This is a genomic window from Pseudomonas khavaziana, assembly GCF_019145205.1.
In the GTDB taxonomy this organism is placed as follows: Bacteria; Pseudomonadota; Gammaproteobacteria; order Pseudomonadales; family Pseudomonadaceae; genus Aquipseudomonas; species Aquipseudomonas khavaziana.
This window is the reverse complement of sequence record NZ_JAHSTT010000002.1, coordinates 45222-68439: the sequence shown is the minus strand read 5'-3', so window position 1 is coordinate 68439 and position 23218 is coordinate 45222. Positions and strand designations below refer to the sequence as shown.

Genomic DNA, 23218 nt, shown 5'->3' with positions numbered 1-23218 from the left:
ACCCTATCGGGAGCAAGCCCCCTCCCACTTTCTATGCGACTTAGGTCGCTGAAACTCTCCTCTACATCCTTAGCCTGCTATCATTTGTAACTATTGATTGCGGCTGCGCTCTATTTCATTGGATCGATTGGTTCCAATGTGCCGCTAAAAAAAGACAAACCGTTCTCAGAAGCGGCTGCCAAACCCGTGCCCACATGATGAGGTGTACCCATGTCTGATCAAGATCAAGACAACCCCCGGCGTGACTTTCTACGCAAATCCTTGACCTTGATCCCGGTGGTCACGGTTGCCAGCACCGGCCTTGGCGGTTCGATGCTGATGGCTACGCCGGAGCCTGCCCAGGCCGCGCCGGCCAAGCCCGCGCCAAACGAAAAGGCCTATGAGCCAAGCTATTTCACGGCTGAAGAATGGGCCTTTATCAATGCCGCCGTGGAGCGCTTGATTCCCGCTGACGCACAGGGCCCTGGCGCCTTGGAAGCTGGCGCACCGGAATACATTGACCGTCAGATGAATACCCCATATGCCAGTGGCGCCCTGTGGTACATGCAAGGCCCGTTTAACGCCGACGCAGCGCCGGAGATGGGTTGGCAGAGCAAATTAGTGCCCAAGGAAATCTACCGCCTGGGTATTGCTGCGACGGATGCATGGTCGAAAGCGTTCAACGGTAAAGCTTTTGCTGCGCAAGACAGCGCTACCCGAGACGATATGCTGCGGCGCCTGGAGGCTGGCGGCAGTGAAGTCGCAGCGCATTTCGAGGCGGTGCCAGCGAAGATATTCTTCAACCTGTTGCTGCAAAACACTAAGGAGGGTTTCTTCTGCGATCCCATCCACGGCGGCAATAAAGGCATGGTCGGTTGGACCATGATTGGCTTCCCGGGCGCCCGCGCCGACTTTATGGATTGGGTGGAACGCAACGAGCAATACCCCTTCCCGGCTGTTTCCATTCGCGGCGAGAGGGCATAAACGTGGCGACCATCATGAAGAAAGTGGATGCGGTGATTGTTGGCTTCGGCTGGACCGGCGCGATCATGGCCAAGGAGCTGACGGAAGCGGGCCTCAACGTGGTAGCGCTGGAGCGCGGCCCGATGCAGGACACTTATCCGGACGGCAACTATCCCCAGGTCATCGATGAATTGACCTACAGCGTGCGTAAGAAGCTGTTCCAGGATATCTCCAAGGAGACGGTGACCATTCGCCATAGCGTGAATGATGTTGCCCTGCCCAACCGTCAGCTCGGTGCTTTTTTGCCGGGTAACGGCGTAGGGGGCGCGGGTCTGCACTGGTCAGGCGTGCATTTTCGCGTCGACCCTATCGAACTGCGCATGCGCAGCCATTACGAAGAGCGCTATGGCAAGAACTTTATTCCCAAGGACATGACCATCCAGGATTTCGGTGTCAGCTACGAAGAGCTGGAGCCATTTTTCGACTATGCGGAAAAAGTCTTCGGCACCTCCGGCCAAGCTTGGACCGTCAAGGGCCAATTGGTTGGCGAAGGCCGCGGTGGCAACCCGTATGCGCCGGATCGCTCCAATCCGTTCCCGCTGGAGGCGCAGAAAAATACCGTCTCCGCACAGCTGTTTCAGAAAGCCGCGGCTGAAGTGGGGTACAAACCCTACAATCTGCCGTCGGCCAATACTTCGGGGCCCTACACCAACCCTTATGGCGCGCAGATGGGGCCGTGCAATTTCTGCGGTTTTTGCAGTGGCTACGTGTGCTACATGTATTCCAAGGCGTCTCCGAACGTGAACATCCTGCCGGCCCTTCGCCAAGTGCCGAACTTCGAGCTGCGACCCAATTCCCACGTGCTCAAGGTCAACCTCGACAGCACCCGGAAAAAAGCCACCGGCGTGACTTATATCGACGCCCAGGGCCGCGAATGCGAGCAGCCGGCAGACTTGGTGATTCTTGGCGCGTTCCAGTTCCATAACGTGCGCCTGATGCTGCTGTCGGGCATCGGCAAACCCTACGATCCGATCACCAATGAGGGTGTGGTGGGCCGCAACTTCGCCTACCAGAACATGGGCACCATCAAGGCGTTCTTCGACAAGGACACTCACACCAACAACTTCATCGGCGCGGGCGGCAATGGCGTGGCCATCGACGACTTCAATGCCGACAACTTCGATCACGGCCCCCACGGCTTCGTGGGTGGCTCGCCGATGTGGGTCAACCAGGCCGGCAGCCGGCCGATTGCCGGTACCTCCAACCCGCCGGGCACGCCTGCCTGGGGCAGCGCCTGGAAGCGCGCCACCGCCGATTACTACACCCATCAGGTGTCGATGGATGCCCACGGCGCCCATCAGTCCTACCGCAGCAACTACCTGGACCTGGATCCGGTTTACCGCGATGCCTACGGTTTGCCGCTGCTACGCATGACCTTCGACTGGCAAGAAAACGACATCAAGATGAACCGCTTCATGATCGAGAAAATGGGCAAGGTCGCCCAAGCCATGAACCCCAAGGCCATCGCGGTGTTGGGTAAAAAAGTCGGCGAGCACTTCAATACTGCCTCGTACCAGACCACCCACCTTAACGGTGGCGCGATCATGGGCACCGATCCAAAAACCAGCGCGTTGAACCGCTACCTGCAGTGCTGGGATGTACACAACGTGTTTGTCCCGGGTGCGTCTGCTTTCCCACAAGGATTGGGCTACAACCCTACGGGACTGGTGGCAGCGTTGACCTATTGGTCGGCTCGAGCGATCCGCGAGCAGTACCTGAAAAACCCCGGCCCACTGGTTCAGGCATAAGGAGCGATGACCATGAAAGCATTCGTAATCGCCTCCTTGGCGCTCTTCAGCAGTTGCTCGGTCAGCGCTGCCGAAACCGACTTGATCAAGCAGGGTGAATACCTGGCGCGTGCCGGTGACTGCGTGGCCTGCCATACCGCCAAGGGTGGCAAACCCTTCGCCGGCGGCCTGCCCATGGAAACCCCCATCGGTGTGATCTATTCGACCAACATCACCCCGGACAAGACCGGCCTGGGCGACTATAGCTTCGAGGACTTCGACAAGGCCGTGCGCCATGGCGTCGCCAAGAACGGTAGTACGCTTTACCCGGCGATGCCCTACCCGTCTTATGCGCGTGTCAGCGACAGTGATATGCAGGCGTTGTATGCGTATTTCATGAAGGGCGTTGAGCCGATTGCCCAAGAAAACAAGGCCAGCGATATTCCCTGGCCATTGAGCATGCGCTGGCCTTTGGCGGCTTGGCGCTGGATGTTCGCGCCTGCGGTCGAGGGCCATCAGGCGCGAGCCGCTGCTGATCCGGTGATCGATCGTGGTGCCTATCTGGTTGAAGGCCTCGGCCACTGTGGCGCCTGCCATACGCCTCGTGCCATGACCATGCAGGAAAAAGCCCTGAGTGCCACTGATGGCAACGCCTTCCTGTCCGGCAGCGCACCGTTGGAAGGCTGGATCGCAAAGAGCCTGCGCGGTGACCACAAGGATGGCCTTGGCAGCTGGAGCGAGGAGCAGTTGGTGCAGTTCCTCAAGACCGGCCGCAGTGACCGCAGCGCGGTGTTCGGTGGCATGAGCGATGTTGTCGTCCACAGCATGCAGTACATGTCGCAAGACGACCTGACCGCTATCGCCCGTTACCTCAAGAGCCTGCCGGCGGTCGATCCCGAGGACCAGCCACACCAGTACGACAAGCAGGTAGCCCAAGCGCTCTGGAAAGGCGATGACAGTAAGCCGGGTGCGTCGGTGTATATCGACAACTGCGCGGCCTGCCACCGTACCGATGGCCATGGCTATACGCGTGTGTTCCCAGCACTGGCGGGTAACCCGGTATTGCAGACGGCGGATGCCACATCGTTGATCAACATCGTGTTGAACGGTGGTACTTTGCCGGCGACCCATACGGCGCCATCGACCTTCACCATGCCGGCGTTCGCCTGGCGCCTGTCGGACCAGGAAGTGGCGGATGTGGTCAGTTTCATCCGTGGCAGCTGGGGCAACAAGGGGGCGCCAATCAACGCCAGTGACGTGGCGGACCTGCGCAAGAGCACAATGCGCACGACCTCGGGGGATGACTTGGGGCAAGTGACGCAAAAGCACTGATCTCTCCCTGGCCGCCGAACGGCACTGGTCAGAAACCTCACGCCTCGATACTGTATATAAAAACAGTATCGAGGCGTTTTCATGTCTACTGCGTTGCCGCCCCGCGGTCGGGGCACGGCCACCAACCTGCACAACCGGTTTGCACCTACGGTCAGCGTGGCTGAGGATGACGGCTGGTATCAGGAGGTGCCCGAGACCCAAGGCACCGAAGTGCGTATTGAAGCGGCCAAGACCATCATCACGCGCAATAACTCGCCGGACTTGCCCTTTGATCGTTCCATCAACCCTTATCGCGGCTGCGAGCACGGTTGCATCTACTGTTATGCGCGGCCCAGTCATGCCTATTGGGACATGTCTCCGGGGCTGGACTTCGAAACCAGGTTGATCGCCAAGACCAACGCGGCTGATGTGCTGGAACAGCAACTGTCCAAGCCTGGCTACGTGTGCGCGCCGATCAACCTGGGCTCCAATACCGATCCGTACCAGCCTATCGAGCGGGAATACAAGATCGCTCGGCAAACTCTGGAAGTGCTGCTGCGCTACCGGCACCCGGTGACTATCATCACCAAGGGGTCGTTGATATTGCGCGATCTCGACCTGCTGACCGAGCTGGCCCGCCAGCGGCTGGTGGCGGTGATGATCAGCCTCACCAGCCTGGACGATGAACTCAAGCGCATCCTGGAGCCACGCACGGCGGCGCCCAAGGCGCGGCTGAGGGCGATTCGGGTTATGCGCGAGGCGGGTATCCCGGTGGGCGTGTTGTGCTCGCCGATGATTCCGATGATCAACGACAGCGAATTGGAGAGCCTGCTCGCCGAGGCACACGCGGCCGGGGCACAAAGCGCGGCGTATATGATGCTGCGCTTGCCGTTGGAGGTTGCGCCGCTGTTCGAGGAATGGCTGGCGGCCCATTATCCTCAGCGTGCCGCCCATGTCATGAGCTTGGTGCGCCAGGTGCGCGGTGGCCAGGTGTATGACAGCCGCTTTGGTGTGCGAATGCGGGGTGAAGGGCCATTTGCGGACCTGCTGGCGCAACGCTTCAGCAAGGCGATCAAGCGCCTGGGGCTGAATCGTCGTGAAGGTTTCAATCTGGATTGCGCGGCGTTCTGTCCGCCGGGCAGGCAAATGGCATTGTTGTAGACTGATGAATAAGACGGCACGATTACTGTATGAGTGGTCGCGTTTTGATATCACTGAAAGCCCCGAGCTAGAGCGGTTCATTCAGTTTGAGTTAAGTTTCGGCGGTTACCTTGTTCAGCGAGTGACTCATTAGTCGCCGCCGTGGATTGTGAGGTCTCAACTATTCCACTCGCCCGGCGTCGAATGGTGGTGAACGCTCCCCTGCATTAATCAAGAGGATGAATCATGAGTGACAAGGATAAACAGCCTTTGGCTGCGTCGGCTTCAGCCCCTGGGGCGGAGTCCGCCGATGCAGCGTTGCAACATATCGTTGACGGCTTTTTGCATTTCCATCACGACGTCTTCCCCCAGCAGGAAGAACTCTTCAAGAAACTCGCCACGGCGCAGAGTCCGCGGGCGATGTTCATTACCTGTGCCGATTCGCGCATCGTGCCTGAGCTGATTACCCAAAGCTCCCCCGGTGACCTGTTTGTAACCCGTAATGTCGGTAACGTGGTGCCTCCCTACGGCCAGATGAACGGTGGCGTATCCACGGCCATCGAGTACGCGGTGCTCGCCCTTGGTGTACAGCACATCATCGTGTGCGGGCACTCCGACTGTGGCGCCATGCGCGCGGTACTCAACCCCGACAGCCTGGAAAAGATGCCGACGGTCAGGGCATGGTTGCGTCACGCCGAAGTCGCCAAGGCCATGGTCCATGACAACTGCGACTGCGCCAATGAAGGCGAGAGCATGAAGGTGTTGACCGAAGAAAACGTCATCGCCCAGTTGCAGCATTTGCGCACCCACCCCTCAGTGGCTTCGCGCATGGCCAATGGTCATCTGTTTATCCATGGCTGGATCTACAACATCGAGACCAGCGAAATTCGGGCCTACGATGCGGAAAAGGCAGCGTTTCGACCGTTGAACGGCACCGAGCCGATCCCGTCCGCGACGCCTAGAGCGCGCTTCTAAAACACTTCCCCGCCGGGTAAAGCGGTGGCTGCCATGGATGCAGCCAGGCTTTGCCGTGCCCGGCGAATGCCTCGGGAGAGCCATAATGCGTGCTGCTCAATTGAAAGCTGTACTGCCGCGGGAGCTGCTCGCCTCCGTGGTTGTGTTTCTGGTCGCTCTGCCCCTGTGCATGGGGATCGCGATCGCGTCCGGCATGCCGCCGGCCAAAGGGCTGATCACCGGTATCATCGGCGGCCTGGTGGTGGGCTGGTTGGCAGGGTCGCCGCTGCAAGTCAGCGGCCCGGCAGCGGGTCTGGCGGTGCTGGTGTTCGAGCTGGTGCGCCAACACGGCATGCTGATGCTGGGGCCGATCCTGTTGCTGGCGGGTTTCCTGCAACTGGTGGCTGGACGTTTACGCCTGGGCTGCTGGTTTCGTGTCACGGCACCGGCTGTGGTCTACGGCATGTTGGCGGGGATCGGCGTATTGATCGTGTTATCGCAGATCCATGTGATGCTCGATGGGGCGCCCAAGCCGTCTGGGCTGGATAATCTTGCAGGTTTCCCGGCGGCTGTCGCTGAAGCAATTCCGACCCTCGGCGGCGGGCTGGGTTGGCAAGCCGGTCTGCTCGGCCTGTCGACCATGTTGGTGATGTACCTGTGGGATAAATTCCGTCCGCAACGGCTACGGTTCGTGCCGGGCGCCTTGCTCGGCGTGGGCCTTGCGACCGTCACCAGCCTGGTGCTGGCCTTACAGGTCAAGCGTGTGGAAGTCCCGGAAAATCTCGCGGATGCCATCGACTGGCTGCGCCCCAGCGACCTGCTCAACTTGGCGGATCCACAGCTGTTGATCGCGGCATTTGCCGTCGCGTTTATTGCCAGTGCCGAAACCCTGCTGTCTGCCGCCGCGGTTGACCGTATGCACAGCGGCCAGCGCTCCGATTTCGATAAGGAGTTGTCTGCCCAAGGTGTCGGCAACATGCTTTGCGGCCTGGTGGGCGCCTTGCCGATGACCGGCGTGATTGTACGCAGCTCAGCCAACGTCCAGGCCGGTGCTACCACGCGTTTATCGGCGATGTTCCACGGCCTGTGGCTGCTGGGCTTTGTACTCTTGCTGTCTAGCGTGCTGCAAAGCATTCCGGTCGCGAGCCTCGCGGGTGTGCTGGTGTACACCGGGATCAAGTTGGTGGACGTCAAGGCGTTCAAGGCACTGGGGCGCTATGGGCGGATGCCGATGTTTACCTATGCGGCCACGGCGCTGGCGATTATCTTCACTGACCTGCTGACCGGCGTATTGGTGGGCTTCGGACTGACTCTGGTCAAGCTGGCATTCAAGGCGTCACGATTGAAAGTCAGTCTGGTCGACCTGCCTCAGGACGGTGAAATGGAGTTGCGCCTGACCGGTGCCGCGACCTTTCTCAAAGTGCCAGCGCTGACTCAGGTGCTGTCGGCGGTGCCTGCGGGGACCACGTTGCACGTGCCGCTGAGTAACTTGAGTTATATCGACCACTCTTGCCTGGAGTTACTGGAGGAGTGGGGCCGGGCCAATGCGGCCAAGGGCTCGACGCTGGTGATCGAGGCGCGTGGGCTCAAGCGCCGGTTGGAAGGCCGGGTACGCACAACGGTGGGGATAGGTTCGGCGCCGTCCGTTACCTGACGAAACCCGATCAGAAAATGTGGGAGGGGGCTTGCTCCCGATAGCGGTGGACCAGTCAAAATCTCTTTGGCTGATACACCCCAATCGGGAGCAAGCCCCCTCCCACATTTGATCGCCGTAAAATGGCAGTTTTATGCAGGCTGATCCAGCGTCAGTTCAACCCCAAGCTGGCGCGACAGGCACGGCCAGCGTTTCCATGCCGCTTCGGTGCTCGGGCTCTTCAGTGTCTCGCGGTACGCCTCGACCGACTCCAGCGCAAAGCTGTCTTCGTTAAGCATTTCATCTACCGCGTGGTGTACAGCTTCATCCAATTGGTTGGCGAATGTTTCGCCGATCAATCGATGAGCAATCACATTGGCTACGGTGGTATCTGCGGGAATCAACGGCTGGCCGAAATGCTTGATATACAGATCGTTGACCTCCTCCACCAGACGATGGGCCAGGTAAGCCTCGTCCAGCAGGCCGTCGAGGCCCTCGTGCCCAGCCATGATCGCGGGCGGCTGCAGGAAAAAGTGTTCGGCGATTTTCAGCACCGGCTTGATTTGGCTTTCAATTCCGGCCTCGCGGGCCACATCATTGGCGGCGTCCAGCAAATCGGGAACCAGATCGATATAAGCGGTGACAAAGCGGGTCATGACAATGTTGCTATCACCGTCAGCCAAGGAAATGGCCGAATGCAGGTGCGGCAATTGTTTTTCCAGCTGTGTGGCAAGCTGGCCAGTGCTGGCTTCGTGTTGATGGGCACGGGAAATCTGCTCGCGCAATGCGGCGGTGTTCATGAAGGCTCCAGTGAAGCAGGTGTAGGAAAAGGGAGAGGATAAGGTAGCTCGTTTAAACGAGCTCCTAAGACGCATTTGTCATAATTATTTCATGGTTATACGTGTGTGTTATATCGAAATGCCATCGTTCGTCGGATAAACGTTTGCGTCCCCGGTTTTATTGGCCCCACCGGTCTGTTTTCGCTCATTTGCCCCTACACATTGCGGGGTTGCCCTGGCTGTCTATACTCGGTTTTGTACGCAATTAGCTGATGACGCCCAACTGCATGACGCAGGCAAGGCTTGGCGGTTGTAAGCAGTATGGAAGCCGCTCCCTTCGCCGCAGGTGCAAACCGGCGGGATAACAAGAAACATAAAGGGGAACCCGCAATGACGCGACATCCACACGTTTGGATGGGCCTACTGTTGTGGTCGGTATTCGGCCAGGCGCACGCCGCCTGGACAACGAATATGGCGCCAGGGGCTACTGAAGTCAGTCACGCCGTGTTTGACCTGCACATGACCATCTTCTGGATCTGTGTGGTGATCGGCATCGTCGTGTTTGGCGCCATGTTCTGGTCGATGATCCTGCACCGCCGGTCCACGGGCCAGGTTGCGGCCAAGTTCCACGAGAGCACTACCGTGGAGATTCTCTGGACCGTGGTGCCCCTGCTGATCCTGGTGGCCATGGCCATTCCGGCGACCAAGACCCTGATCAACATCTACGACAGCAGTGAGTCGGATATCGATATCCAGGTCACCGGCTACCAATGGAAGTGGCACTACAAGTACCTGGGCCAGGATGTGGAGTTCTTCAGCAACCTGGCCACGCCCGCCGAGCAGATCCATAACCAGGCGACCAAAGGTGAGCATTACTTACTGGAAGTCGACCAGCCGCTGGTGTTGCCGGTGGGCGCCAAGGTGCGCTTCCTGGTGACCGCCGCCGATGTGATCCACTCCTGGTGGGTGCCGGCCTTTGCGGTCAAGCGCGACGCCATCCCAGGCTTTGTCAACGAGGCTTGGACCCGCGTCGAGAAACCCGGCATCTACCGTGGCCAATGCGCGGAGCTGTGCGGCAAGGACCACGGCTTTATGCCCATCGTGGTCGAGGTCAAATCCAAGGCCGACTACGACACCTGGCTCGGCGAGCGCAAGGAAGAGGCCGCCAAGCTCAAGGAACTGACCTCCAAAGAGTGGACGCTGGATGAGCTGGTAGCCCGTGGCGACAAGGTCTATCACACCACCTGCGTGGCGTGTCACCAGGCGGAAGGCCAAGGTTTGCCGCCGATGTTCCCGGCGCTCAAGGGCTCGAAAATCGCCACCGGCCCCGCAGCCGATCACTTGGGTATCGTCTATCACGGCAAGCCCGGTACCGCGATGGCAGCCTTCGGCAAACAACTCTCGGAAGTGGATATCGCCGCTGTCGTGACCTACGAGCGTAACGCCTGGGGCAATAACAAAGGCGACATGGTTACGCCCAAAGACGTGCTGGCTCTGAAACAGGCGGAAAGCAAATGACTACTTTCGTTGCGAATGCCCTGAATCGCCCCGCTGACTCGCTTGCAGGAGAACGGCCATGAGCACTGTGATCGACCATGGTCATGCTGACCATGCCCACGGCCCTGCCAAAGGCTTGATGCGCTGGGTGCTGACCACCAATCACAAAGACATCGGCACGATGTACCTGTGGTTCGCCTTCACCATGTTCCTGCTCGGCGGCTCGTTCGCCATGGTGATCCGCGCCGAGCTGTTCCAGCCGGGCCTGCAGATCGTCGAGCCGGCGTTCTTCAACCAAATGACCACCATGCATGGCCTGATCATGGTGTTCGGCGCGGTGATGCCGGCCTTCGTCGGCCTGGCCAACTGGATGATCCCGTTGATGATCGGCGCGCCGGATATGGCCCTGCCGCGCATGAACAACTTCAGCTTCTGGCTGCTGCCGGCGGCATTCCTGCTGCTGGTGTCCACCCTGTTCAGTCCCGGTGGCGGGCCGAACTTCGGCTGGACCTTCTACGCCCCGCTCTCCACCACCTATGCGCCAGAGAGCGTGACGTTCTTCATCTTCGCCATCCACCTGATGGGCATCAGTTCGATCATGGGCGCGATCAACGTGGTCGCCACCATCCTCAATCTGCGCGCGCCGGGAATGACCCTGATGAAGATGCCACTGTTCGTGTGGACCTGGCTGATCACCGCGTTCCTGCTGATTGCGGTGATGCCGGTGTTGGCGGGCTGCGTGACCATGATGCTGATGGATATTCACTTCGGCACCAGCTTCTTCAGTGCTGCCGGCGGCGGTGACCCGGTGCTGTTCCAGCACGTGTTCTGGTTCTTCGGCCATCCGGAGGTATACATCATGATCCTGCCGGCCTTCGGTGCCGTCAGCTCGATCATCCCGACCTTCTCGCGCAAGCCATTATTCGGCTACACCTCGATGGTCTACGCCACGGCAAGTATCGCGTTCCTGTCGTTCATCGTGTGGGCGCACCACATGTTCGTGGTCGGTATCCCGCTGGTGGGTGAGCTGTTCTTCATGTACGCGACCCTGCTGATCGCGGTGCCCACGGGGGTGAAGGTGTTCAACTGGGTCAGCACCATGTGGCAGGGCTCGCTGACGTTCGAGACGCCGATGCTGTTTGCCGTGGCGTTCGTGATCCTGTTCACCATTGGCGGTTTCTCCGGGCTGATGCTGGCGATTGCCCCGGCGGACTTCCAGTACCACGACACCTACTTCGTGGTGGCGCACTTCCATTACGTACTGGTGCCCGGCGCGATCTTCGGGATCTTCGCCTCGGCCTACTACTGGCTGCCGAAATGGACCGGCCACATGTACGACGAAACCTTGGGAAAATTGCACTTCTGGCTGTCCTTCGTGGGCATGAACCTGGCGTTCTTCCCCATGCACTTCGTGGGACTGGCCGGCATGCCGCGCCGGATACCGGACTACAACCTGCAGTTCGCCGACTTCAACATGGTCTCATCCGTGGGCGCCTTCATGTTCGGTGCCACGCAGATCTTCTTCCTGTTCATTGTGATCAAGTGCATCCGTGGCGGCACACCGGCACCCGCCAAGCCGTGGGATGGCGCCGAAGGGTTGGAATGGAGCGTGCCCTCGCCCGCCCCATATCACACATTCACCACACCGCCGGAGGTCAAATGAATACCTCTGTGCCCCTCAAACGCCTGGTCACCCGCCTGCTGATCCTGGTGCTGGCGATGTTCGCCTTCGGCTTCGCCCTGGTGCCGATCTACGACGTGATGTGCAAGGCATTTGGCATCAACGGCAAGACCGCCGGGCAGTACGAGGGTGAGCAAATCGTTGACCCTTCACGCCAGGTGCGGGTGCAGTTTCTGTCAACCAATGCCATCGACATGGTCTGGGAGTTTCATTCCAAGGCTGATGAAATCGTGGTCAACCCCGGGGCGGTCAACGAGATGCTGTTCGTGGCCTACAACCCCACCGATAAGCCGATGACGGCCCAGGCGATCCCGAGCATTTCCCCGGCCGAGGCGGCGATGTATTTCCACAAGACCGAATGCTTTTGCTTTACCCAGCAGGTGCTGCAGCCAGGCGAGCGTATCGAAATGCCGGTGCGTTTTATCGTCGACCGCGCCATGCCCAAGGATGTGAAGCATTTGACCCTGGCGTACACGCTGTTTGATATCACTGCGCGGCAAGCGCCGGTGGCCGCGAACAGCGGCGGCTAGCTACTGTTTGCCCCTTCAATCAGGAGAGCGAATACATGTCGACTCATGATACGTACTACGTACCAGCGCAAAGCAAATGGCCAATAATTGCCACAATTGGCCTGCTGGTCACCGTGTATGGCCTGGCCGTATGGTTCAACGACTTGAAGGCGGCGCGCCCGGAATCCCATGGCCCGTGGATCTTTTTCGTCGGCGGGCTGCTGCTGGCCTACATGCTGTTCGGCTGGTTCGGCGCGGTGATCAAGGAAAGTCGCGCCGGGTTGTACAGCGCGCAGATGGATCGCTCGTTTCGCTGGGGCATGACCTGGTTCATCTTTTCCGAGGTGATGTTCTTCATCGCCTTTTTTGGTGCGCTGTTCTATGTACGCGTGTGGGCGGGCCCCTGGCTGGCGGGCGAGGGCCCCAAAGGCATCGCCCATATGCTGTGGCCTAATTTCGAGTTTGCCTGGCCGCTGCTTAACAACCCCGATCCCAAGCTCTACCCGGCGCCCAAAGGCACCATCAGCCCCTGGGGTCTGCCGTTGGTGAATACCATTCTGCTGGTGAGCTCCAGCGTGACCATCACCATCGCTCACCATGCGCTACGCAGAGGCCATCGCGGTGCGCTGAAGATCTGGCTGGCGATCACCGTGCTGCTGGGCCTGGCGTTTCTCGGTTTTCAGGCTGAAGAGTACATCCACGCCTATAAAGAGCTGGGCTTGACCTTGGGCTCTGGCGTGTACGGCGCGACCTTCTTCATGCTCACGGGCTTTCACGGTGCCCACGTGACCATCGGCACCATTATTTTGTTTGTGATGCTGATGCGCATCCTGCGCGGGCATTTCAACGCCGAGCATCAGTTTGGTTTCGAGGCGGCCAGTTGGTATTGGCACTTTGTGGATGTGGTGTGGATCGGGCTGTTTTTCTTCGTTTATGTGCTGTGAGGCGGTTTACCACGGCACATGAGAGACCAGCTGGCCGCTGAAAAAGCCCCAGGCGATCAAGCCCACGGTGATCAAGGCCAGTACCACGCGCACGGTCAAGGCAGTGACGAGGCGGTTGGAGTTGCCCTCGTCCTTGACCAGGAAGAACAAGCCACTGAACAGGCTCACGACAGTCGCGATCAGCATCAGGGCAATGGCTGCTTTGAGCATGGTCTGGCTCCAGGGCTATTGGGGGGAGGGGCGATGAGATCCAGTATAGCCAGTGCCATGCAGCGCTTTCGTCCGGGTATCGCACCGACGCTGGTGGTGCTGGTGTTGTTGCCATTGATGGTGAGCCTGGGGTTCTGGCAACTGGCTCGGGGGCATGAAAAACAGCTGCTGGTGGACAATTATGCCGAACGCCGTGCCGCCGAGCCGGTGAGCAGCGTGCAACTCAACGACATGGCCGATCCAGCCTTCCGCCGCGTCCATCTTCGTGGTCAATTCGATGCCGAGCACAGCGTGCTGCTGGATAACCGTATGCGTGACGGCAAGGTTGGTGTCGAGTTGCTGCAACCCTTTCACGATCAGGCCAGCGGCCTGTGGCTGTTGCTTAATCGCGGCTGGCTGCCGTGGCCGGACCGGCGTACGCCACCGGCCTTTTCCACTCCTGAGCAGGCACTGAATCTCGACGCCTGGGTCTATGTCGCCCCCGGTGAGACCTTCCAGCTGCATGCCGACCCTGCAAGCGCGCGATGGCCGCGTCTGCTCACCGCGTTGTACCCCGCCGCGCTGTGGGACGAGCTTGGGCGTAGCGGCTTTGCCTACGAACTACGTGCCGAAGCCGGGCCCGGTACGTACGAAACCACCTGGCCAATAGTCGCCATGGGCCCGGAAAAACACCTGGCCTATGCGGTGCAGTGGTTTGCCATGGCACTGGCGTTGCTGGTGCTCTATCTCTACCTCGGATGGCACAACAAAAAGGAGAAGCCCCATGGGAGCGGCCATGAATCCACTCAACATATCTGAGGTGCCTGACCGCCGCAAAGGTCGCTGGCAACTGGTCCTGATCCTGCTGATGGTGGTCGGCCCGATGGTGCTGGCGACCCTGATGTACAAGCTGCAATTCTGGGTTCCGGACAGTCGCAGCTACCACGGCGAACTGATCGGCAACGGCCAGACCCGTGCCGACATCGGCGTACAGGCAGATGAAGATCGCTGGCAGCTGCTGGTTACTGCCCCTGCTACTTGCGCTGCCGATTGCCAGCAATTGGTCTACCTCGCTCGGCAACTGCAGATTGGCCTCGGTCGCGACGCTTCCCGTGCCAGCCACGCCCTGGCCAGCGCGCAACCTGTCGCTGCGCAATACGACGCCAAGCTCAAGGCCGAATACCCACAACTGCAGCGTTACCCGCTGGATCTGCCGACCTTTACCAGGAGCGCCGCCGCCCCCGGCGAAGCGCAACTGTGGATCGTCGACCCCCACGGCAACCTGGTGCTGCGCTACGACGCCAAGGTCAAGGGCAAGGACTTGCTCAACGACCTGCGCCTGCTGCTGAAACTGTCGAACATCGGATAAGGGCATCGTCATGGCCAAGCCTGGATTTCGTCTCGCGCTGTTTGCCACGTTGCTGGCGCTGATTGTGGTGCTGCTAGGCGCCTACACGCGCCTGACCCATGCCGGCCTGGGCTGCCCGGATTGGCCGGGTTGCTACGGTTTTATCAGCGTGCCCAACAGCGAAGCCCAATTGGCCCATGCCGAACTGCATTTTCCCGACACACCGGTAGAGGCTGACAAAGGCTGGGCCGAGATGACCCATCGCTATTTCGCGGGCAGCCTGGGGCTATTGATCGCGCTACTGGCCGCGCGCTCGTGGAGCCATCGGCGTGATCCGGGCCAGCCGGTGAAATTGCCCATGTTTGTGTTGGTGGTGGTATTCGCCCAAGCCGCCTTTGGCATGTGGACGGTGACCTTGAAGTTGTGGCCGCAAGTCGTCACCGGGCACCTGTTGGGTGGTTTTGCGACCTTGAGCCTGCTGTTTTTGCTGACCCTGCGTTTATCTGGCGTGCTGCCGGCGCTGATTGTGCCCAAGCGCCTGCAGTATTGGGCGACGGCGGGGCTGGTACTGGTGATCGGGCAGATCGCGTTGGGCGGTTGGGTCAGCTCCAACTATGCGGCCGTGGCCTGTGTCGACCTGCCGACCTGCCACGGTCAATGGTGGCCGGCGGCAGATTTTGCCAATGGCTTTCACCTGACCCAGCACATTGGTCCCAATTACTTGGGCGGCCAGCTCGACAGCGAGGCGCGCACGGCGATCCACCTGACCCATCGCATCGGCGCTGTACTGGTCACCCTGGTGCTGCTGGGCCTGGCCTGGCAGCTTCGCGCCGTGGGCATGACGCGGCTGGCGGGTTTGTTGTTGATCGCCCTGGCTGCGCAAATCAGCCTGGGGGTGAGCAATGTGGCTTTCGGCCTGCCGTTGCCCGTGGCGGTGGGGCATAACGCGGGTGGAGCGGCGTTGTTACTAACCCTGGTACTGGTCAATTACCACGCCCGTACCAGCCTGGTCCGGGTTCGCCACCAGTTACCGTTCGGCTGGCGTTTCAGCCCGCGCAAACGGGTTTCGGGCCTGATCACCCTTAAAGGAGAAATGCCATGGCGACCTTGATCGGCGCACGTCGCGATCAGGCGATCTGGCGCGATTATCTGGAGCTGACCAAGCCGAAAGTAGTGGTGCTGATGCTGATCACCTCGCTGGTGGGCATGTTTCTCGCCACCCGCGCCGGGGTGCCGTGGACGGTGCTGCTTTTCGGCAACCTGGGCATTGCCCTGTGTGCCGGCGGCGCGGCGGCGGTGAACCACGTTGTCGATCGACGGATTGATGCGGTGATGGCGCGTACCCATAAACGCCCGATGGCCGAGGGGCGTGTATCGCCGGTTGCGGCGTTAGCGTTTGCATTGTTTCTGGCTGTTGCGGGATTGGCCCTGCTGCTTGCATTCACCAACCCGCTGGCGGCATGGCTGACGTTGGCTTCACTGCTCGGTTACGCGGTGATCTACACCGGTTTTCTCAAGCGTGCGACGCCGCAGAATATCGTCATCGGCGGCCTCGCCGGCGCAGCGCCGCCACTGCTGGGCTGGGTCGCCGTCACCGGGCATGTGAGTGCCGAACCCCTGCTGCTGGTACTGATCATCTTCGCCTGGACCCCGCCACACTTCTGGGCCCTGGCCATCCACCGCAAAGAGGAATATGCCAAGGCTGACATTCCGATGCTGCCGGTCACCCATGGGGAGCACTACACCAAGGTGCACATCCTGCTGTATACCTTTGCCCTGCTGGCGGTGAGCCTGTTGCCCTACGTCATTCATATGAGCGGCCTGCTCTACCTGGCTTGTGCCTTGGTATTGGGGGCGCGCTTTCTGCAATGGGCCTGGGTGCTGTACCGTGGCAGCAAGCCGCACGCGGCGATCAACACGTTCAAGTACTCTATCTGGTACCTGTTCCTGTTGTTTATCGCCCTGCTCGTAGACCACTACTTACTGTTGAACCTATGACTCGAACTCAAAAAACCGTTTTCATCCTTGTGGCCCTGGTGGCGTTGATCATGGGCCTGACCGTTAACAAAGTGCTCTCGGGCAAAGGCCAGGGCGACCCCACCGCGCTGATCGACGCCGGCATCATCCTGTTGCCGCAAAGCCGCCAGTTACCTTCGGTGAGTATGACCAACCAGGACGGCCAGCCGGTGCTGGTCAATGAATTGAAAGGCAAGTGGAGCCTGCTGTTTTTTGGCTACACCTTCTGCCCGGATATTTGCCCGACCACCCTCGCCCAACTGCGCCAGATCAAGAGCGAGCTGCCCAAAGAGGCTGTGGATAAGTTGCAGGTGATCCTGGTCAGCGTCGATCCGAACCGCGACACCCCGACCCAGCTCAAGCAGTACCTGGGCTACTTCGATCCGCAATTCGAGGGCCTGACCGGCGCGACTGTAGAGGATGTGCAGAAGGTTTCGAATGCCGTGAGCATACCCTTCATTCCGGCGGATACCAGCAAGCCGAACTACACCGTGGATCACAGCGGCAACCTCGCGCTGATCGGCCCGGACGGTACCCAGCGTGGGTTTATCCGTGCGCCGTTGAACAACCAAAAACTGGTAGCGCAGTTGCCAGTGCTGCTACAGCGAAAGTAGCAGGCAGCACAAAGCAAATGTGGGAGGGGGCTTGCTACCGATAGCAGGGTGTCAGTCGATGAAGATGTTGACTGACCCACCGCTATCGGGAGCAAGCCCCCTCCCACATTTTGATCTTCAGTGTGCTGGAGATCGAGGCGGATCAGAATGCTGGCTTGATCGCGCCTTTGTACTTCTCTTCGATGAATTTTTTCACTTCGGGCGTGTGCAGTGCTGCAATCAGCTTCTTCACTGCGTCCGAATCCTTGTTGTCTTCTCGAGTCACCAGGATGTTCACGTAAGGCGAGTCGCTGCCTTCGATTACCAGGGCATCCTTGGATGGGTCCAGCTTGGCTTCCAGGGCGTAGTTGGTGTTGATCAGCGCCAGGTCGACCTGGGTCAGCACGCGCGGCAAAGTGGCGGCTTCCAGTTCGCGGAATTTCAGGTTTTTCGGGTTCGCGGTGATGTCCTTGATGGTCGACAGGATGTCGGTCGGGTCCTTCAGGGTGATCAGGCCGTTCTTGGCCAGCAGCAACAGCGCACGACCGCCATTGGTGGCGTCGTTCGGGATTACCACGTTGGCGCCGCTTGGCAGTTCGTCCAGTTTCTTGTACTTGCTGGAGTAGGCGCCCAGGGGTTCCAAGTGCACGCCGCCAACGCTCACCAGGTGAGTGCCCTTGGCTTTGTTGAATTCATCCAGGTACGGCTGGTGCTGGAAGAAGTTGGCGTCCAGACGCTTTTCGGCGACTTGCACGTTGGGCTGCACGTAGTCGGTGAAGACTTTGACCTGCAAGTCCACGCCTTCTTTGGCAAGGGCAGGCTTCACGAATTCGAGAATTTCCGCGTGAGGCACCGGTGAGGCAGCGACCTTGATAGTCTCGGCATGGGCGGAAAACGCGGCAACGGCAGCGAAGGCAACCAGTAGTTTTTTCATCCAGCAAGCTCCTTGTTCGGGCATCTGCCGGCTCTGGGCCGGCAATGGCCGTTATTTTCGAGAAAAGTGCACCACCAGCCTGTCGCCGACGGTTTGCAGAATTTGCACCAGAATCAACAGCATCACCACAGTGACCACCATCACATCGGTCTGGAAGCGTTGGTAGCCAAAGCGGATTGCCAGGTCGCCCAGGCCGCCAGCACCAACCACACCGGCCATTGCGGTGTAGGAAACCAATGTAATCGCCGTCACTGTAATCGCCGCGAAAATGCCAGGGCGGGCTTCGGGCAACAGGGCGTTGGTGATGATCTGGCGGGTGGTAGCCCCCATGGCTTGAGTGGCTTCGATGATGCCACGGTCCACTTCGCGCAGTGCGGTTTCCACCAGGCGCGCAAAGAATGGCGTAGCGCCGACGACCAGCGGTGGGATCGCACCGGCGACACCCAGCGACGTGCCGGTGATCAGTACCGTGAACGGAATCATCACGATCAGCAGAATGATGAACGGCAGCGACCGCAGGATGTTTACGATCAGCGACAACAGCGCATACAGGCCTTTTTGTTCGAACAGCTGGCGCGGGCTGGTCAGGAACAGCAGCACGCCCAGGGGCAGGCCCAGCAGCACGGTGAAGAACAGCGAACCGAACAGCATAGTCATGGTGTCGCCGGTGGCGAGCCAGATTTCAGACCAGTCGATGTTGGCAAAAAAACTCAGGAAAACGTCCATCAGCGCAGGACCTCCATGTGAACGTCGGCGGCGGTGAAGCGCGCAAACGCGGCTTCCATGTCACCGCCGGTGACGGCGAGAGTCAGTTGCCCGTAAGGGATGTCTTTGATGCGGTCGATACGACCGGCAAGGATGCTGTAGTCCACACCCGTTTCCCGGGCGACGGTACCCAGCAGTGGCGCGTAGGTCGCTTCACCCTGGAATGTCAGGCGCACGATACGGCCTGGTACATGGGCGAAGTCGTCGCGCTGCTCGCCTTCGTCGACCTGTTCGGCTTCCTGTACAAAGCGCTTGGTGGTTGGGTGCTGGGGATGCAGGAACACGTCGGCCACCGAGCCTTGCTCGACGATCACGCCGGCGTCCATCACGGCGACCTGGTCGCACACGCGGCGGATCACATCCATTTCATGGGTGATCAGCACGATGGTCAGGTTCAGCTCGCGGTTGATCTCGGCCAGCAGTTGCAGGACCGACGCAGTGGTTTGCGGATCAAGGGCGCTGGTGGCTTCGTCGCACAGCAAGATTTTTGGTTTGGTCGCCAAGGCACGGGCGATGCCGACACGTTGCTTCTGGCCGCCGGATAACTGCGCCGGGTACTTCTTGGCGTGGTCCGACAGGCCGACGCGCGCGAGCAGTTCGGCGACGCGTTGGTCGATGGCCTTGCGCGACAGCTCACCAGCCAGGGTCAACGGCAGCGCCACGTTGTCGGCGACGGTCTTGGACGCCAGCAGGTTGAAGTGCTGGAAGATCATGCCGACCTGCTGGCGGAACCGGCGCAGGCCGTTGGCGTCCAGGGCGGTGACTTCTTCGCCATCCACGCTGATCTGGCCACCGCTGGGCTCTTCCAGGCGGTTGATCAGGCGCAGCAGGGTGCTTTTACCTGCACCCGAATGGCCAATCAGGCCAAACACCTGGCCGTTCTCGACGCGCAGGCTGGTGGGGTGCAGTGCGGGGATATCCTTACCGGCGACGCGGTAGGTTTTATGAACGTTTTGAAACTCGATCACGTAGCGAACCTTGTGGGGCGCATTGAAAAGGGATCAGCGGTTAGCCGGGCGCGCATTTTAGCCTGTCCGTATAGCGTTTCTTAGCATTTATTTCGCATTCATCCAGTCATTTGGCAATAACGCGATCAAAGGTCATAAAAAAGGAACGGTGCAAAACCGCGTCAGTCATTACTTAAGCAACTCGATTTCCCAGGTGCCGTGCCTGGGGTTTTGCTCAAACGAGCCGGGGACCGCTCTGGCCACTTTGAATAAGGAGTTTTGACTGATGAGTATCAAGAAGCCAGCCACCCCGGCCAAGAGTGAAGTCGCGGGTACTGATACCCTGGACCGTGGCAACACCAACGCCAAGCTGCAGGCCCTGGAAGAATTCCGTTCCGATGCGACCGGCCAGGCCCTGCGCACCAACCAAGGCGTAAAGATTGCCGATAACCAGAACACCCTCAAAGTCGGCGCCCGTGGCCCTTCGTTGCTGGAAGACTTCATCATGCGTGAAAAAATCACGCATTTTGACCATGAACGTATCCCGGAGCGCATCGTGCATGCTCGTGGTACTGGCGCCCACGGTTATTTCCAATCTTATGAAGACCATTCGGCGCTGACCAAGGCTGGTTTCCTGCGTACTCCTGAGCATAAAACCCCAGTGTTCGCACGATTTTCCACGGTGCAGGGCCCGCGTGGCTCGGGCGATACCGTACGTGACGTACGTGGTTTTGCCGTGAAGTTCTTCACCGAGGAAGGCAACTTTGACCTGGTGGGCAATAACATGCCGGTGTTCTTCATTCAGGATGCGATCAAGTTTCCTGACTTTGTGCATGCGGTAAAACCTGAGCCCCACAACGAAATTCCTACCGGTGGCTCGGCCCACGATACGTTCTGGGATTTCGTTTCGCTGCAGCCGGAGTCGGCGCACATGGTGATCTGGGCCATGTCTGACCGGGCCATTCCGAAAAGCCTGCGGGCCATGCAGGGATTTGGTGTGCACACCTTCCGCCTGATCAATACCGAAGGCAAATCCAGCTTCGTCAAATTCCACTGGCGGCCGAAGGTAGGCACCTGCTCCCTGGTGTGGGATGAAGCGCAGAAACTTGCCGGTAAAGACACCGATTACCACCGTCGTGACCTGTGGGAATCGATTGAAAGCGGCGACTATCCTGAGTGGGAACTGGGTGTGCAGATCGTGGCGGAAGAAGACGAACACAAGTTCGATTTCGACTTGCTCGACCCCACCAAGATTATCCCCGAGGAGCTGGTACCGATTACGCCGCTGGGCAAGATGGTACTCAACCGCAACCCGGATAACTTCTTCGCTGAGGTAGAGCAGGTCGCTTTCTGCCCAGGCCATATCGTGCCGGGTATCGACTTTACCAACGACCCGCTGCTGCAAGGCCGTCTGTTTTCCTATACGGATACTCAGATCAGCCGTCTGGGCGGGCCGAACTTCCACGAGATCCCGATCAACCGACCTGTGGTGCCGTTCCATAACGGCCAGCGCGATGCCCAGCATCGTACGGTCATCGACAAAGGCCGTGCTTCGTACGAACCAAACTCGATTGATGGCGGTTGGCCGAAAGAAACCCCGCCTGCGCCGCAGGATGGTGGCTTCGAAACCTATTACGAGCGTGTCGACGCCAACAAAGTGCGCGAGCGCAGTGAGTCTTTCGGTGATCACTTCTCCCAGGCTACGCTGTTTTACAACAGCATGAGCCATCACGAGAAAGAGCACATCATCGCGGCCTATAGCTTCGAGTTGGGCAAGGTGGAACGTGAGTTTATCCGTGCGCGCCAGGTGAATGAGATTCTGGCCAATATCGATCTGGAATTGGCCAAGCGCGTTGCGCAAAACCTGGGCGTGCCGGCGCCGACCAAAGGCACAGTCCCAGCGCGTGAGACATCGCTGAAAGAATCGCCAGCGTTGAGCCAGGTGAACTTGCTGTCGGGTGATATCAAGACGCGCAAAGTGGCGATTCTGGCGGCTAACGGCGTGGATGGTGCGGCGATTGATGCGCTTAAGGCCGCGCTGGAGGCTGAAGGCGCCCATGCCAAATTGCTGGGGCCGACGTCGGCGCCTGTGACTACCGCAGATGGCAAAACGCTACCGGTAGACGCTTCGATGGAAGGCATGCCGTCCATTGCCTTTGACGCGGTGTTTATCCCAGGCGGTGCAGAGTCTGTCAAAGCACTGAGCGGTGATGGTGTGGCGTTGCATTACGTGCTGGAAGCTTACAAGCACCTCAAGGCGATTGCGGTGGCCAGTGATGTGAAGCCGTTGCTGGACCTGCTGAAGCTGGAAGCGGATGCGGGGTTGATCGTGGGCGCTGATGCCAAGGCGTTCAAGGCGTTCTTTGCTGCGATTGCTCAGCATCGGGTGTGGGAGCGGGAGCCGAAATCCAAGGCGATTCCGGCCTAAACTCAGGGTTGTTAGTTAGATCGTCATCGGGAGCAAGCCCCTCCCACACTTGAATTGTTAAGACATTCAAGTGTGGGAGGGGCTTGTTCCCGATGCTCTTTAGTCCGCCTTGCGCGGAATCAGCACAACCTGCGCCGGAATATGTTTCAGAATCTGCCGGTGAATCTTCAGGTCGTACCCCGAATCAATCCGCTTCACCCGTTTGGTCAGCAATGTGGCCAGCCACGGGTAGTCCTGGGTGCGCGGCACTTGAATGCTGACGTCGCACTGGTAATTCACCACGTCGGTAGCGATGGCATCCAACTGATGACGCATGTCGTCGATATCCGCGAGGTTCAACGCCACCGTGGTGCTGGGCGCCGCCGGGTCGATGACCTTGGCCGCCGGCTTGGCTTCGGCGGCTTTCAGTGCGGCTTCTGCCTGATCCAGTTCGGCCTTGCGCGCATGGCTGATGGCGCTGTTGACGCCACCGGTCAGTGCGGGCGCCTTGGGCATCAGTGCGCGGGCACGGCTCAGGGCTGTGGCGGCGACATTGACGTCGCCTTTTTGCAGCACGATCTGACTGCGCTGCAGGTAGGCTTCGGCCAATTGACGCTGATAGGCCTCAAGTGCGGGGTCGTTAGGCGACTGGGCCTGCAACGCCGCAAGTTGGTCTTCGGCGGTTGCCAGCTCGCTGCTGGCCAGGTTTTGCTCCAGCTGCGCGATGGTCACAGCGCGTGCGTCCGGGGCCTCGGGGGCAGCGGGCGGCGTGCTTTGACAGGCGCCCAGCAGCAGGGAAAATGCGGCAAGGAGCAGATAACGGGAGGTGAACGGCTTCATTC

At 59.6% G+C, this 23218-nt stretch carries 22 protein-coding genes; 16 read left to right on the top strand and 6 right to left on the bottom strand.

Annotated elements, in window-relative coordinates; genetic code table 11:
- Positions 1-210: 210 nt before the first annotated feature.
- The 6 genes from KVH01_RS04815 (at position 211) to KVH01_RS04790 (ending at position 7788) form a co-directional block, all read left to right on the top strand.
- A complete protein-coding gene (locus tag KVH01_RS04815) occupies positions 211-963 on the top strand; it encodes a gluconate 2-dehydrogenase subunit 3 family protein (RefSeq protein WP_043048297.1) in 753 nt (250 codons plus the stop codon).
- A 2-nt stretch (positions 964-965) separates the two neighbouring features.
- A complete protein-coding gene (locus tag KVH01_RS04810) occupies positions 966-2750 on the top strand; it encodes a GMC family oxidoreductase (protein WP_043048299.1) in 1785 nt (594 codons plus the stop codon).
- Positions 2751-2762: 12 nt separating this feature from the next.
- Positions 2763-4061, top strand: coding sequence for a cytochrome c (locus tag KVH01_RS04805; protein ID WP_217880637.1), 1299 nt, complete (start codon positions 2763-2765; stop codon positions 4059-4061).
- Between the two features lie 81 nt (positions 4062-4142).
- Positions 4143-5201: a PA0069 family radical SAM protein gene (locus KVH01_RS04800; RefSeq protein ID WP_217880636.1), complete on the top strand. Its 1059-nt coding sequence runs from the start codon at positions 4143-4145 to the stop codon at positions 5199-5201.
- A 225-nt stretch (positions 5202-5426) separates the two neighbouring features.
- Positions 5427-6155, top strand: a complete 729-nt coding sequence (locus tag KVH01_RS04795) for a carbonic anhydrase (RefSeq protein WP_043048302.1) — start codon at positions 5427-5429, stop codon at positions 6153-6155.
- An 85-nt stretch (positions 6156-6240) separates the two neighbouring features.
- Positions 6241-7788, top strand: coding sequence for a SulP family inorganic anion transporter (locus KVH01_RS04790; protein WP_217880635.1), 1548 nt, complete (start codon positions 6241-6243; stop codon positions 7786-7788).
- A 131-nt stretch (positions 7789-7919) separates the two neighbouring features.
- Here the strand turns inward: KVH01_RS04790 and KVH01_RS04785 are convergent, their stop codons facing one another.
- A complete protein-coding gene (locus KVH01_RS04785) occupies positions 7920-8567 on the bottom strand; it encodes a hypothetical protein (protein WP_043048304.1) in 648 nt (215 codons plus the stop codon).
- A gap of 369 nt (positions 8568-8936) precedes the next feature.
- Here KVH01_RS04785 and coxB point away from each other — a divergent pair, with 369 nt between their 5' ends.
- From coxB to KVH01_RS04765, 4 genes are read left to right on the top strand one after another with little or no spacing between them, the layout of a single operon-like run.
- Positions 8937-10064: a cytochrome c oxidase subunit II gene (gene coxB, locus KVH01_RS04780; RefSeq protein ID WP_124398840.1), complete on the top strand. Its 1128-nt coding sequence runs from the start codon at positions 8937-8939 to the stop codon at positions 10062-10064.
- Positions 10065-10122: 58 nt separating this feature from the next.
- Complete coding sequence (gene ctaD / locus KVH01_RS04775) at positions 10123-11706, top strand: cytochrome c oxidase subunit I (protein WP_043048306.1); 1584 nt, start codon at positions 10123-10125, stop codon at positions 11704-11706.
- On the top strand, positions 11703-12254 hold the full coding sequence (locus KVH01_RS04770) for a cytochrome c oxidase assembly protein (RefSeq protein ID WP_217880634.1): 552 nt from the start codon (positions 11703-11705) through the stop codon (positions 12252-12254). The genes ctaD and KVH01_RS04770 overlap by 4 nt, the downstream gene beginning before the upstream one ends.
- A gap of 35 nt (positions 12255-12289) precedes the next feature.
- Positions 12290-13177, top strand: coding sequence for a cytochrome c oxidase subunit 3 (locus KVH01_RS04765; RefSeq protein ID WP_217880633.1), 888 nt, complete (start codon positions 12290-12292; stop codon positions 13175-13177).
- Between the two features lie 6 nt (positions 13178-13183).
- Here KVH01_RS04765 and KVH01_RS04760 read toward each other — a convergent pair whose 3' ends face one another.
- A complete protein-coding gene (locus KVH01_RS04760) occupies positions 13184-13387 on the bottom strand; it encodes a twin transmembrane helix small protein (protein ID WP_217880632.1) in 204 nt (67 codons plus the stop codon).
- A 33-nt stretch (positions 13388-13420) separates the two neighbouring features.
- Here KVH01_RS04760 and KVH01_RS04755 point away from each other — a divergent pair, with 33 nt between their 5' ends.
- The 5 genes from KVH01_RS04755 to KVH01_RS04735 are packed head-to-tail and all read left to right on the top strand — an operon-like array spanning position 13421 to position 17344.
- The gene (locus KVH01_RS04755) at positions 13421-14185 is read left to right on the top strand and encodes an SURF1 family protein (protein WP_217880631.1); all 765 of its coding nucleotides are present in this window, start codon (positions 13421-13423) and stop codon (positions 14183-14185) included.
- On the top strand, positions 14151-14735 hold the full coding sequence (locus KVH01_RS04750; RefSeq protein WP_043048381.1) for a hypothetical protein: 585 nt from the start codon (positions 14151-14153) through the stop codon (positions 14733-14735). Before KVH01_RS04755 ends, KVH01_RS04750 begins: the two co-directional genes overlap by 35 nt.
- 10 nt (positions 14736-14745) lie before the next feature.
- Positions 14746-15825, top strand: a complete 1080-nt coding sequence (locus tag KVH01_RS04745; protein WP_217880630.1) for a COX15/CtaA family protein — start codon at positions 14746-14748, stop codon at positions 15823-15825.
- Entirely contained in the window at positions 15813-16712 is a 900-nt protein-coding gene (gene cyoE / locus KVH01_RS04740; RefSeq protein ID WP_217880629.1) for a heme o synthase, read from the top strand. The genes KVH01_RS04745 and cyoE overlap by 13 nt, the downstream gene beginning before the upstream one ends.
- Positions 16709-17344, top strand: coding sequence for an SCO family protein (locus tag KVH01_RS04735; protein ID WP_217880628.1), 636 nt, complete (start codon positions 16709-16711; stop codon positions 17342-17344). Before cyoE ends, KVH01_RS04735 begins: the two co-directional genes overlap by 4 nt.
- A gap of 142 nt (positions 17345-17486) precedes the next feature.
- On the opposite strand, the gene KVH01_RS04730 is transcribed toward KVH01_RS04735, so the two are convergent.
- The 3 genes from KVH01_RS04730 to KVH01_RS04720 are packed head-to-tail and all read right to left on the bottom strand — an operon-like array spanning position 17487 to position 19990.
- Positions 17487-18257, bottom strand: coding sequence for a MetQ/NlpA family ABC transporter substrate-binding protein (locus KVH01_RS04730; RefSeq protein WP_043048319.1), 771 nt, complete (start codon positions 18255-18257; stop codon positions 17487-17489).
- 51 nt (positions 18258-18308) lie between these two features.
- Entirely contained in the window at positions 18309-18983 is a 675-nt protein-coding gene (locus tag KVH01_RS04725) for a methionine ABC transporter permease (RefSeq protein WP_003187354.1), read from the bottom strand.
- A complete protein-coding gene (locus tag KVH01_RS04720; RefSeq protein ID WP_043048321.1) occupies positions 18983-19990 on the bottom strand; it encodes a methionine ABC transporter ATP-binding protein in 1008 nt (335 codons plus the stop codon). Before KVH01_RS04720 ends, KVH01_RS04725 begins: the two co-directional genes overlap by 1 nt.
- A 265-nt stretch (positions 19991-20255) precedes the next feature.
- Between KVH01_RS04720 and katE the strand changes: the two genes are divergently transcribed.
- Positions 20256-22397, top strand: coding sequence for a catalase HPII (gene katE, locus KVH01_RS04715; protein ID WP_043048323.1), 2142 nt, complete (start codon positions 20256-20258; stop codon positions 22395-22397).
- Positions 22398-22496: 99 nt separating this feature from the next.
- Here katE and KVH01_RS04710 read toward each other — a convergent pair whose 3' ends face one another.
- A complete protein-coding gene (locus tag KVH01_RS04710; RefSeq protein WP_217880627.1) occupies positions 22497-23216 on the bottom strand; it encodes a PA5502 family lipoprotein in 720 nt (239 codons plus the stop codon).
- Positions 23217-23218: the final 2 nt, after the last annotated feature.